General features: G+C 71.6%; 10 protein-coding genes. 2 read left to right on the top strand and 8 right to left on the bottom strand.

The genetic code is table 11. The annotated features are described in order from the left end of the window. Window positions 1–13 precede the first annotated feature (13 nt). Entirely contained in the window at window positions 14–388 is a 375-nt protein-coding gene (locus OG735_RS08620) for a GntR family transcriptional regulator (RefSeq protein ID WP_327322540.1), read from the top strand. A gap of 342 nt (window positions 389–730) precedes the next feature. On the opposite strand, the gene OG735_RS08615 is transcribed toward OG735_RS08620, so the two are convergent. The 5 genes from OG735_RS08615 to OG735_RS08595 form a co-directional block, all read right to left on the bottom strand. Then, complete coding sequence (locus tag OG735_RS08615; protein WP_327322539.1) at window positions 731–1,825, bottom strand: DUF5925 domain-containing protein; 1,095 nt, start codon at window positions 1,823–1,825, stop codon at window positions 731–733. A gap of 86 nt (window positions 1,826–1,911) precedes the next feature. Further along, window positions 1,912–2,730: a polysaccharide deacetylase family protein gene (locus tag OG735_RS08610; RefSeq protein WP_327328249.1), complete on the bottom strand. Its 819-nt coding sequence runs from the start codon at window positions 2,728–2,730 to the stop codon at window positions 1,912–1,914. 20 nt (window positions 2,731–2,750) lie between these two features. Beyond that, the gene (locus OG735_RS08605) at window positions 2,751–3,758 is read right to left on the bottom strand and encodes a glycosyltransferase family 2 protein (RefSeq protein WP_327322538.1); all 1,008 of its coding nucleotides are present in this window, start codon (window positions 3,756–3,758) and stop codon (window positions 2,751–2,753) included. Continuing rightward, window positions 3,755–4,666: a glycosyltransferase family 2 protein gene (locus OG735_RS08600; protein ID WP_327322537.1), complete on the bottom strand. Its 912-nt coding sequence runs from the start codon at window positions 4,664–4,666 to the stop codon at window positions 3,755–3,757. Before OG735_RS08600 ends, OG735_RS08605 begins: the two co-directional genes overlap by 4 nt. A gap of 358 nt (window positions 4,667–5,024) precedes the next feature. After that, window positions 5,025–5,468 (bottom strand): hypothetical protein, encoded by a 444-nt coding sequence (locus OG735_RS08595; RefSeq protein WP_327322536.1) that lies wholly within the window; start codon window positions 5,466–5,468, stop codon window positions 5,025–5,027. A 164-nt stretch (window positions 5,469–5,632) separates the two neighbouring features. Here OG735_RS08595 and OG735_RS08590 point away from each other — a divergent pair, with 164 nt between their 5' ends. Next, window positions 5,633–6,442, top strand: a complete 810-nt coding sequence (locus tag OG735_RS08590; protein ID WP_327322535.1) for an SGNH/GDSL hydrolase family protein — start codon at window positions 5,633–5,635, stop codon at window positions 6,440–6,442. 9 nt (window positions 6,443–6,451) lie between these two features. Here the strand turns inward: OG735_RS08590 and OG735_RS08585 are convergent, their stop codons facing one another. Genes OG735_RS08585 through OG735_RS08575 form a run of 3 tightly spaced genes read right to left on the bottom strand, consistent with a single transcriptional unit; the run spans window position 6,452 to window position 11,493 of the window. Continuing rightward, on the bottom strand, window positions 6,452–8,155 hold the full coding sequence (locus OG735_RS08585) for a serine/threonine-protein kinase (protein WP_327322534.1): 1,704 nt from the start codon (window positions 8,153–8,155) through the stop codon (window positions 6,452–6,454). A gap of 42 nt (window positions 8,156–8,197) precedes the next feature. After that, entirely contained in the window at window positions 8,198–9,766 is a 1,569-nt protein-coding gene (locus tag OG735_RS08580) for a HoxN/HupN/NixA family nickel/cobalt transporter (protein WP_327322533.1), read from the bottom strand. Beyond that, complete coding sequence (locus OG735_RS08575; protein WP_327322532.1) at window positions 9,763–11,493, bottom strand: tetratricopeptide repeat protein; 1,731 nt, start codon at window positions 11,491–11,493, stop codon at window positions 9,763–9,765. Before OG735_RS08575 ends, OG735_RS08580 begins: the two co-directional genes overlap by 4 nt. Between the last annotated feature and the right edge of the window lie 20 nt (window positions 11,494–11,513).

Genomic DNA, 11,513 nt, shown 5'->3' with positions numbered 1-11,513 from the left:
AGAGAATCGGCGGGTGACCCTGAAGATCGCCATTGATACCGATGCGGATGTCGCTCCGTACGAACAGCTGCGTACCCAGGTCTCCGAGCAGGCGCGGTCGGGCGCACTGCCGGTGGGCTACAAACTGCCGACTGTGCGCGGGCTTGCGGAGGACCTCGGTCTCGCCCCCAACACGGTTGCCAAGGCGTATCGCGCGCTGGAGACCGACGGAGTGATCGAGACCCGAGGCCGGAACGGCACGTTCATCGCGGCTGCGGGGGACGCGGCCGAGCGCCGGACGGCCGCGGCCGCGGCGGCGTACGCCGAGCAGGCGCACCGCCTGGGCCTGACCCGCGCCGCCGCGCAGTCGGCGGTGGAGGAAGCACTGCGCGCGGCGTACGGGAAGTAGGAGGAGTCCGCCGCCGCTTGCGGGCCCGGGGGCTCACGCTGAGCGGTGGCGCGGCTGTGGGCTCGCGCCGACGGGGCTCTCGCCGTACGAAGGCGCGGCGTCCGGCTCCGCCGCGCCGTCCGTGCTCGCGCTGTACGCCGACGGGGCACCGTACTCGCGCCGTCCGGCTTCGCCGTATGCCAGCCAGGGGCATGCACGCGGTGTTCGTAGTCGCGGCGTCCGGCTCCGCTCTACGCCAGCGGGCCGTGCTCGCGCTGTACGCCGGCGGGGGCACCGTACTCGCGCCGTCACGCTCACGCCGTGCGACAGCGGTGCGTCGCGCTCACGACGCACCACCCCTGCTCACAGATACAAGCCCGCGTCCGCGCCGTCGTTCTGAGCCGGGACCGAGGCCGGGCTGCTGCCGCGGCGCAGTGCGTACAGCTCGGCCAGTGTCGCGCCCTCGCGGCCCACGCCCTCCTCCGTGCCCAGCCAGTTCACCGACTCCTTGCGGGTCAGCGAGCCCACCTCGATCCGGGCCAGACAGCGCCCCGGGCGGACCACCGCCGGGTGGAGGCGTTCCAGGTCCTCGTTGGTCGTCACGCCCACCAGGACGTTACGGCCCTGGCCCAGCAGGCCGTCCGTGAGATTCAGCAGCCGGGACAGCGCCTGGCCCGCGGTGTGCTTGGCCTCGCCGCGGATCAGCTCGTCGCAGTCCTCCAGCAGCAGCAGCCGCCAGCGGCCCTTCGACGTGCCCTCGTCCTCGCCGATCGCGATGTCCATCAGATAGCCGACGTCGTTGAAGAGCCGCTCCGGGTCGAGTACGCAGTCGACCTGGCACCAGTCACGCCAGGAGCGGGCCAGGGTCCGCAGCGCCGAGGTCTTGCCGGTGCCCGGCGGGCCGTGGAGGAGGAGCAGCCGGCCGGAGATGTCGTCCGGCGTGACCTTCATCAGCTGGTCCATCGCATCGGCCACCGGCGCCGTGTAGTTGGGCCGGACCTCCTCCCAGGTGCCCGCGGCGATCTGGCGCGTGGTGCGGTGCGGACCGCGCCGCGGCGAGACGTACCAGAACCCCATGGTGACGTTCTCCGGCTGCGGTTCCGGCTCGTCGTGGGCGCCGTCCGTCGCCTGGCCCAGGACCTTCTCGGCCAGCTCGGAGCTGACCGCCGTGACGGTGACGTCGGCGCCCCGGTTCCAGCGGGATACCAGCAGCGTCCAGCCGTCCCCCTCGGCGAGAGTGGCGCTGCGGTCGTCGTCGCGCGCGGAGCGCAGTACGGAGGCGGCCGGCGGCAGCAGTGTGGCACCGGGCTTGACGCGGTCGATGGTGGAGCTGTGGGAGTACGGCTGCTCGCCCGTCGCGAAGCGGCCGAGGAACAGCGCGTCGATGACATCCGAAGGCGAATCGCTGTCGTCGACGTTGAGCCGGATCGGCAGAGCGTCCTGAGGCTTGGCAGACATGCGGCCATGATCCGGCACGGGGCCGCTGAGCGCACGGTGTTTTGACCGGTGGCGTGCCCGGGGCCGGCCGGCGGCCGGTTCCGGCATCAGCCACCGGCCCGGCGGAGCTGCCCACCGGCCCGGCGGAGCTGCCCACCGGCCCGGCGGAGCAGCCCGCCCGTCCTGCGGGCCCCGCGCACCAGCGCGTAACCCTTGGTCATCGCACGGTCCTTGGCGAAGTTCCGCGCGATGGATCTGCCGACGACGAGCCGCTCGAACTCCTCGATGTCCGTGCCGCGCCGCACGGTCACCCGCTCCAGGGCGTACGGCCCCTGCCGGCGCACGGCGAGAGCGTTGCCCACGGCGAGCGACTGCGCGAAACCGGCCGCGCGGACCGTACGCCGTACCCGGCGGCTGGAGTAGCCGTACGGATAGGCGAAGGAGACCGGCCCGGTGCCCAGTTCGTCGGCGATGATGTCCCGGCAGCGGACCGTCTCGTACCGGAGGCGGCCGTCGTCGAGCTGGTCGAGCTGCGGATGGGTGTGGGTGTGGCCGCCGATCTCCGTGCCGGCGGCGGCCAGTTCGCGCACCTGGTCCCAGTCGAGCATGGTGTCGAGCGCACCGCCCTCGTCGTAGGCGCCGCGCAGCCACCCGGTCGAGACGAACAGCGTCGACACGAAGCCGTGTTCGGCGAGGGCGGGGAGGGCGTGCCGGTGCACACCCTCGTAACCGTCGTCGAAGGTGATCAGCACGGGACGGCGCGGCAACGAGCCGCCGCCCGACCGCCAGGCAGCGCCCAGCTGCGCGGTGGTGACCGGCGTGAACCCGCGCTCGCCGAGCAGCTCCATCTGCTCGGCGAAGGCGTCGGGCGAGACGGAGAGACCGTACGCGGCCTTCGCCGGGCGGTGTCCGACCGCGTGGTACATCAGAATGGGCACCGGCTGGTTCACTCGGGTTCACCTCGCGATGCAGCAAGGGGACCGGACGAGAACGTGGCGCCGCCCCGGCGGGCCCGCACGCTCCCCACCACATAGCCGCCCGCCGCCGCCGCGACCCCGGTGACGATCGCGCCCGCCCGGCCCGCACCGCCACGCCGCCCCAGCAGCACGTCGCGCAGCCCGCGCACGACTCCGGCCGGCAGGACCCGCGTGGTGTAGCGGCGCTCGGACTCGAGTCCCCTGGCCGCGCCCACACTCCGGGCCACGAGCGCCTTGGAGAGACCCTCGGCGTAGGCACGGGTGCGGAAGTAGCCGAACCGCTCCCGGACGGCTGGCACCTTGTGGTGGATCACCGCGCGGTCGTCGATCAGGAGCACCGCGCCCGGCAGCGCCTTGGCGAGCCGGATGCACAGCTCGGTCTCCTCGCAGCCCAGCGGCCGTTTGTCGCCGTCCCGTCCGATCCCTGTGGCGAAGCCGCCCGAGGCGTCGAAGGCGCTGCGCCGGAAGGAGGCGTTGCCGCCCAGGACGTTACGGACGCGCACCTTGCCGGGCGGCAGCCCCCGGTAGGTACAGCCGACGACCCAGTCGAACTCCTCGGGGAACCAGACCGGCCGGCGGCCCGATGCCCAGGCGGCCATCGTCCGCCCGCCGACGGCCATCACCTGCCGGTCGTCGTACCCCTCGGCGAAGTACCGCAGCCAGTCACGCTCGGCCACGGCGTCGTCGTCGAGGAAGGCGACAAACTCGCCGCGGGCGGCGACGATCCCCGTGTTGCGGCCGGCGGAGAGGCCGCGGGGGCCCGCGTTGGCGAGCACCCGCACCTTCTCACCGTCTGCCGCGCTGTCCTTGTACTCCTTGCCGAGCCGTTCGAGCAGCGCCGCGTTGTGGTCGACCACGAGCAGCGTCTCGAGAGCCGGCAGTGACTGGGCCCGTACCGAGTCGACGGCCGCCAGGATGTCCTCCCAGCGGTCCTCGGTGTAGACGCAGATCACCACGGAGAAGGCGCGGTCGCTCAAGACGCCTCTCCCCGCGGAATCCTGAGGCTGAGCGTCGCCGACGCACGACGGCGGGCTGCTCTTCGCACGCCTTTCTCCTTGAGTATCACTCTGAGGACCCGCAGTCCGTCCCGTACGGCGCTGAGGTTGCTGACGCCGTGGATGCGGAGGTACTCGTGGCTGGGGACCTCCTGGACCCGCAACCCGGCCTTGACGACCCGGATGTTCATCAGGGTCTCGATCTCGAAGCCGGTGCAGTCCAGCGTGATGCTGTCCAGGCAGTGCTTCCACAAGGCGTTGTAGCCGTAGCAGAGATCGGTGTAGCGGGCCCCGAACTTGGCGTTGACGACCGCGCACAGCACCCAGTTGCCGATCTTGCGGATCGGAGTCATGTCGTCGGTGCCACCGCCGTTGGCGAAGCGCGAGCCCTTGGCGAAATCGGCTCCGGAGACCAGCGCGGAGACATACGAGACGATTTCCTGGCCGTCCGCCGAACCGTCGGCGTCGACCATCACGATGATGTCGCCGGTGCAGGCGGCAAATCCGCTGATGAGGGCATCCCCTTTGCCCTTGCCGACCTGCTTGACGACCTTGACGTCCGGCCACAGTTCGCGGGCGACCTGGACGGTGTTGTCGCTGGAATTCCCGTCGACCAGTACGACTTCATGAATCCAGTCGGGAAGGGTCTTGAAGACGTACGGAAGATTTTCCGCCTCATTCATGGCGGGGATCACGACGCTCACGGGCGGAGTGATCGCGAGATGCGAGGAGATCGGGCGGTAGTTGGCGGATATTCGGCCGACTCCGCGCACCGGTCCTTCCGGATCAATGGCTGTTTCGGCGCTGTCCTCATGGTGCGACGGTGCGTGGTGCGATGGTTCGGTGAACGGATCTTGCCCCGGAGCGGCCGGGCGCAGGACTGAGCTCATGAGTCTGTTTCCCTCTCCACCGGTGGACCGCCCGCCCCCGGGCAGTCCGGATGAGTTTCCGGTTTGAAAGGGGGGTACTTCTCACCCCGGCCATGACGGCATAACGCTCCCTACCTGGTGGGTGAGCTGGCAAAACAGGCCGCGCGGTGTACGGCTCGGAATGAGCGCGAAAACCGAGCACGGCACCCCCCTACCGCGCCCCGCTCCGGATCCATCGCGACGCTTGAGCCCTCCCCTAGAGCCGCTTTGCATGATGAACCGTTGCGGGTGGATGTACGACGGTATTGATGATTAGGACTGTATGGCAAGACCTGGGACATGACCCCGCTTTTTTACTTTTTTGGTACCACTTCGGTAGTCAGATGTGGAACCGTCCCGATCGGATCTTCTTGATCCCTTTCGCCAATCGATCAGCCGGGTTGATGAGTTCCGGCTTCCGCATTTGCCGACCCAGTGCCCAGAGGAAGAGCAGAGCGGTGATCGCGGCCACCGTGATGATCCCTCCGCCGACCGTCAGGGTGTGCGGGGACGACCTGGTCCGAGCCACCAGCAGATTGATGACGAGCGCCCCGGCCGCGGCAGTGGTGGCGCGGGCCGCCGGGGCCGGCCGTGACAGCGCCGCGGCGATGCCGCAGGCCGGTCCGGCGAACAGGAAGAAGAGGATGAACGGCCCGCGCAGCGGCGACTGAACGTCGGCGAGCGCCAGCGCGACACCCACCCCCGAGATGGCGACCGCGATGCCCGCGAGCACCGGCAGCAGGTCTGTCCGGACAGCTGTCGGCTTGTCTCTGAAGTTCTGCATGACCGACTTGCCCCCCAAGGCGTCGGATGCCAGGTCTCCATGCTGCGCAGTAGCCGACGCTCCGTCAAGAAGTTCTCACGGAAAAGTCTTGGCATGGACACTTCCGGTGAAGTATGGGGCCTGCTACGAAAGTTGTGGCAGAGATCCTGCTAAAGGGAGGTTCCATGAAACTGTCCCGAATCGCGGCATTCTCATCCTCACTCCTCCTCGGCGCCGTCCTCGCTCTCACCGGAGCCGGCCAGGCACAAGCCTCGGACACCGCCCTGGCGCTCGACTACGTGGCCCTCGGCGACTCCTACTCATCGGGTCTCGGGGCCGGCAGCTACGACAGCGCAAGCGGCAACTGCAAGCGCAGCAGCCGTGCCTATCCCAAGCTCTGGGCGGCCGCGCATTCACTCTCGTCGTTCGGGTTCACCGCTTGCTCGGGCGCTCGTACGGGTGATGTCACGGCCGGTCAGCTCGGCCCCCTCAACTCCGCGACCGACCTCGTCTCGATCACCATCGGCGGCAATGACGCCGGCTTCGCCGACGTCATGACCACCTGCGTCCTGCAGTCCGAGTCCAGCTGCATCAACCGGATCAACCAGGCGAAGAGCTACGTCGACTCGACCCTGCCCGGCAAGCTCGACTCGGTCTACTCGGCGATCAGATCCAAGGCCCCGGCGGCCCAGGTCGTCGTCCTCGGCTACCCCCGCTTCTACAAGCTCGGCGGCAGCTGCATCGCCGGACTGAGCGAGAACGAACGGTCCGCGATCAACGGGGCCGCGAACTACCTCAACGCCGCCATCGCGAAGCGCGCCGCCGACCACGGCTACGACTTCGCGGATGTCGCACCCGCCTTCAACGGACACGAGATCTGCTCCGGGTCGGCCTGGCTGCACAGCCTCAACTGGCTCAACATCAGCGAGTCCTACCACCCCACCTCGTCCGGACAGTCGGGCGGCTACCTGCCCGTCTTCACCTCCCACGCCTGACCGTCGCGGTCAGCCCGACCCTGTCATTCCGTATGTGTTGGCCGTGTAGGAGCCCCCGTCCGTCGGGGTCTCCTGCGCACACGTGACCGAGAAGTCGATCCAGTTGGAGCGCACCTCGACCGGACTCCGGATTTCCACCCGGATCTGGTCGTGGTGTGTCCCGTTCGGATCGTAGGTCAGCTCGATGTGGTTGACCTGCTGCTGCCTGCCGCCCCCCGCCCCGAAGTCCAGCGTCTTCCAGCCGGAGTCGGAGCTCTTCCCGCTCCTGGTCGCCCAGCGGTACTCGACAGCCGCCGGAGTGCGGCCGACCGTGATCGTTGCCCTGAAGGCCGGAGCCTCCGCCTCGGGCGGCGGACAACTGCCCGAGTAACTTCCGTGCACGGTCCGGGCGTAGACCTTCACGCTCTGCGGCGGCGTGTGCGCGCCGCCGTTGCCGCCAGTGGCCGCGTGGGACCCATTGCCTGCGTTGGCCGACCCGCCGTCCGTACCTGCGCCCGTACCGGCGCCCGTACCGGCGCCCGTGCCGCCGTTCGTGGTGCCGCCGTCCGGTCCGCCGCTGCTCGGGGGCGTGCTGCCTGGACCGGCGGTGCCGGCACTCCCGCCCGCGGGTGCCGTGCTGCCGCTGTTGTCCGATCCGCCCTGGTCCTTGCCCTTGTTGACCAGAGCCCAGGCGAGGCCGCCGACCGCGAGAAGCAGTACCGCCACACCGGCGACCAGCGCCGTGGCCGCCTGCCGCGAGCGGTCCCGCGGCACTCCCGTCGTCGCCGTTGTCGCGGGCGTCGGCGGCGGACCGAACGACGCGGGCCCCGGGGCCGGTGCGGCCGGCGAGGCCGCCACCGTAGGGCTGTACGGACCGGGGGAGGGGGGAGGTGCGGTACGCGTGCCGCCACCCGCGCCCACCACCCGCAGCTGATGCTCGGCCTCCGCCGCCGAGAGGCGGTCCGCCGGATCCTTGCGCAGCAGCCCCGCGATGACCGGCTCCAGCGCACCGGCCCTGCGGGGCGGCGGCAGCTCCTCGTCGACGACGGCGCGCAGCGTGCTGAGCGGAGTGTTCTGCCGGAACGGGGAGTTGCCCTCGACCGCGGCGTACAGCAGCACTCCGAGCGACCACAGATCCGACTCGGGCCCCGGAGTGCGCCCCAGCGCGCGCTCGGGCGCGAGGAATTCGGGAGAGCCGATCAGCTCGCCCGTCATCGTGAGATTGGAGGTCCCCTCGACCATGGCGATCCCGAAGTCCGAGAGCACCACCCGGCCGTCATTGGCGATGAGTACGTTCCCCGGCTTCACATCGCGGTGCAGCACACCCGCCTCGTGCGCGGCGCGCAGGGCCGCGAGAATCTCGGCGCCGATGTGGGCCGCGCGCTGCGGGGTGATCGGCCCCTCCGCGTCAAGCACATCGGAGAGCGCGAGCCCGCGCACCAGCTCCATCACGATCCAGGGCCGGCCGTCCTCGGTCGCCACGTCGTAGACGGTCACCACATTGCGGTGCGAGATCCGGCCCGCCGCCCATGCCTCCCGCTCCAGGCGTGCGTAGAGCCGCCGCTCGTCGGCACCGCCGAGTCCGGCGGGAGCGCGGACCTCCTTGACGGCGACCTCGCGTATCAGCACTTCGTCGCGGGCCCGCCACACGACGCCCATCCCGCCCTCGCCCAGCGGGCTCAGCAGTCGGTAGCGCCCCGCGACCAGCCGCTCATCGCCCGGCACTTCGCTCACAGCGAGCCCCCATCCGTAGCAGAGCAACTACCCCAAGTTAGCTCACGCAAGGGCTGTTGCCGCCCCCTTGAGCGCCAATCCGCATCCGAGGGCGAGTACCACGCACGCCGTGCCGAGCGGCAGTACGCGCTGCACGGCGGAGAACGTCCTTCCCTTACGGAGGCTCCTTTCGCGGAGAAGGCGGGAGGCGCGGTCGCCGAGCCGGACGGCTGCGAAGCCGGCGGCGGTGAGGGTGAGGGCGAGGCCGGCACCGTATGCGAGGACGAGCAGCAGACCGAACCAGGCGCGGCCCAGGGCGGCGGCGCCGACGAGCACGACGACGGCGGAGGGACTGGGGACGAGTCCGCCGGCGAAGCCGAGCAGGAGGGTGGAGCGGAGACTCAGCGTGCGGTGGTCGTGGGTGTGGTCATGGCCGTGTCCGTGTCCGTGTCCGTGCGTGTGGCCATGGCCGTGTCCGTGCTCGACCGAGTGCGTATGCCCGTCGCCGTGTGCGTGCGCGTGGTCTTGCCCGTGACTGTGCCCGTGACCATGTCCGTGGCTGTGTCCGTGCGCATGACCGCGGTTCCGCCAGGCTCTGCGCACCAGTACCGCTCCCGCCACGGCCACCAGCACTCCGCTCGCGACGCCCAGCCACGCCACCACCGACGGCGCAGCCGCCGAGCCCGCGGCGATCAGCGCGCCGAGCGCGAACACTCCGAGCGTGTGGGTGACCGTCACCGACGCACCCAGCGACAGGACGTCGCGCAGCGAGTTCCGTCCGCCGGCCGCCGCGGCGGCCGCCATCACGGTCTTGCCGTGGCCCGGCGCGAGCGCGTGCAGCGCACCGAGCAGCAACGCGGTCGCCAGGGCCAGCGCGGCGAATCCCGCGGTCAGTTCGCGCCGGGACACCAGCCCGGTCAGCGCCTGTGTCCAGCGATCCGCGCCGCGCGGCAGTACGGAGGCCGGGACCGCGGCCTCCCCGGGGCGGTCCGCCGCCGCCGGGGCGCCGCCCGGAGTGACCGAGAGCTCGGCCGCCCTCTGGTCCGGCGCCGAGGAGAGCTGGCCGTTCGGGTACACCGTCAGCCGCCGTGACGTCGTTGCCTTCGATACGTCGGAGGAGGCGAGCGTCATCCGGTCCCCGCGGGCCGTGATCTCCCGCCAGCCCGGACCCTTGTCGCCGCCCGGCGCTCGGAAGGCGATCGTCTGCCGCCCTTCCGGCAGTGCGGCCGTCAGTCTGCACTCGACGCGGAGCGTCGGCAGCCCGGCCTGTCCGGGGCGTACTTCGGCGCGGCTCGCGCCGGATGTGAGCGCAGCCGCCTGTCGCTCGACGGTGACCTGGCTGTCCTGCGCCGCGTCCCGGCAGCGGCCCTGTGCCCACGCCGACAGTTCATCCGTGGACATCTTCCGGTCGCCGTCCCGGTCGATCTTGGAACGCGCCTGGGCGGCGGGTATCTCCGCGAGGTCCTCGACATGATCGACGCTCAGCAGCTTCGGGGCGACGAGAAGCCCGTCGTACCGGTTGACCGTGAAGTTGCCCAGAGGGTGCGCGGCGGCAGTCCCCGCGGGCAGCAGCGCGAGCGCCGCGCCGGCGACGAGCACCGCCGCGCCGGCGACGGTGGTACGCCTCCTCATGACGCCTCCAGTGCCTTCAGTGCGGCACGAGCCGCACGCGAACCGGTCGGTGAGAAGCCCGGGTTGACCTTCAGGGCGGCTGCGAGGGAGGTCCGGGCCGCCGCGGTCTTGCCCGCGGCGCGTTCGATCATGCCGCGGTGGTACAGGAACACCGCGTTGCGGCAGCCGGGCGGTGCGGACTTCCCGACGTACGAAAGGGCCTCGGTGGAGCGGCCGTTCACCTGCAGTGCCCAGGCCAGGGCGTCCGCGGTGTGCACGGTCTGTCGCTGCTTCCACTCGGCGCGTGCGGCGCGCAGCGCCTCGGGCCGGTCGCCGTGGTCCGCGAGAGCCAGGGCGGTGTCCAGATCGGTGTCCACGCCGTTGGCGCGGGCCAACTCCGTCCAGGTGCCGATCAGTTCGTACTGAGCACGGGCCTCGGCCGTGCGTCCGCGGGCCTCGTACACCTCACCGAGGGCCACCAGCTGACCCGGCAGCGGCAGCCGCTCCACCACGTCTTCGAGCCCGCGCTCGGCGCTCTTTGTGTCGCCCTGCGCGGCCTGGATGCGGGCCCGGCCCTCCAGGGCGGGCAGATACGCGGGATCGGCGGCCAGTGCGGTAGCGAACCGGCGCAGCGCCGGAGCGTATGCGCCCTGGGTCCACTCCAGTTGGCCGAGAGCGGTGGCCACATACGCGGTGTCGCCGGGGGAGACGGCCGAGTCCAGTGCGCGGCCGAGCACCCGGCGCGCGCCGGCGATGTCGCCGCGCAGTTCCAGCACGTACGCGTAGCGCGTGAAGACGGGGATGCCGGGGCGGCGGCCGTCGGCCTCTTGGGCTGCCACCAACGCCTTTGGGTAGTTGCCCAGTTCGACGAGGGCGTCGATCCGGGAGGCGAGAGCCCGCTCGCTGAAGGGATTGACCTTCAGCGCCGCTTCCGCGTCCCGCAGCGCGCCATGGAAGTCGTGCCGCGCCGCCGCGAGCGCGGCGCGCCCGGCAAGCGCCGCGTCGTTGTCCTGCGGCTGGAGAGCGAGGGAGCGGTCGAGCGCCTTGCCGGCCTGCGGATACCGGGTCGGGTCGCCGCCGGTCCTGGCCTGCTCCACATAGGCGGTGCCCAGGGTCGCCCACCCCCGGGCGTCCTTGGGCTGGGCCCGCAGATGCGCCTGGAGGCCGGTGACCCCGTGCGCGAGGTCACCGGTGGCGATCCGGTCGAACGGCGCGTCTGCCGCGGGCGCGGCGGTGGGTGCGGTCGGGGGCGCCTCGTCCGCCCGCCCGAAGGCGAGAGCGCCCGCGGTGAGCACGAGCGCGAGCGCCCCGGCGGGCAGGAGAACCCCCCGGACCCGCCCGGCCCCGGCCGCCCTGGGGCCGGCCCCCGGCCCGGCGGAGCCGCCGGTTTCGCGGCTCCCGCCGGAGCCGTCGGCGAGCGCCGCCTCGGCATGCCCGCTCGACGTCTTTGGGCCGGGCCCGGCCGGGCCGCCCGCTTCACTGCTCCCGCCGGAGCGGTGCGCGAGCTTCGCCCCGGCGCGGGCGAGTATCGACGGCCGACTCCCCGGAGCCGACGCCGGGTCGTCGTCATGCCCGTCCTGCACCACGGGGTCGAGCCCGGCCGGTGTCGCCGCGCCATGCCCGCCCGGCGCGCCCGTCTCGCCGTGACGGGTGGCCCGGTCGGCGAGCCGGGGACCTGTGCGCCCCGACGGAGCAGGATTGCCGGGGAGCGGCGGTGCCGCTCCTGCTCGCGCCCTTTGCAGGGACATCTGTCTGCCCTTTCCGTTCG

Origin of the sequence: Streptomyces sp. NBC_01210 (genome assembly GCF_036010325.1) — a bacterium.
In the GTDB taxonomy this organism is placed as follows: Bacteria; Actinomycetota; Actinomycetes; order Streptomycetales; family Streptomycetaceae; genus Streptomyces.
The sequence above is the reverse complement of the archived record's forward strand: the minus strand, read 5'-3'. Positions and strand labels throughout refer to the sequence as shown.

Bases quoted from the DNA above. Each gene is read 5' to 3' on its own strand.
- OG735_RS08595 (WP_327322536.1), bottom strand. From the start codon at position 5,468: ATGCAGAACTTCAGAGACAAGCCGACAGCTGTCCGGACAGACCTGCTG.
- OG735_RS08580 (WP_327322533.1), bottom strand. From the start codon at position 9,766: ATGAGGAGGCGTACCACCGTCGCCGGCGCGGCGGTGCTCGTCGCCGGC.
- OG735_RS08610 (WP_327328249.1), bottom strand. From the start codon at position 2,730: ATGTACCACGCGGTCGGACACCGCCCGGCGAAGGCCGCGTACGGTCTC.
- OG735_RS08615 (WP_327322539.1), bottom strand. From the start codon at position 1,825: ATGTCTGCCAAGCCTCAGGACGCTCTGCCGATCCGGCTCAACGTCGAC.
- OG735_RS08575 (WP_327322532.1), bottom strand. From the start codon at position 11,493: ATGTCCCTGCAAAGGGCGCGAGCAGGAGCGGCACCGCCGCTCCCCGGC.
- OG735_RS08590 (WP_327322535.1), top strand. From the start codon at position 5,633: ATGAAACTGTCCCGAATCGCGGCATTCTCATCCTCACTCCTCCTCGGC.
- OG735_RS08600 (WP_327322537.1), bottom strand. From the start codon at position 4,666: ATGAGCTCAGTCCTGCGCCCGGCCGCTCCGGGGCAAGATCCGTTCACC.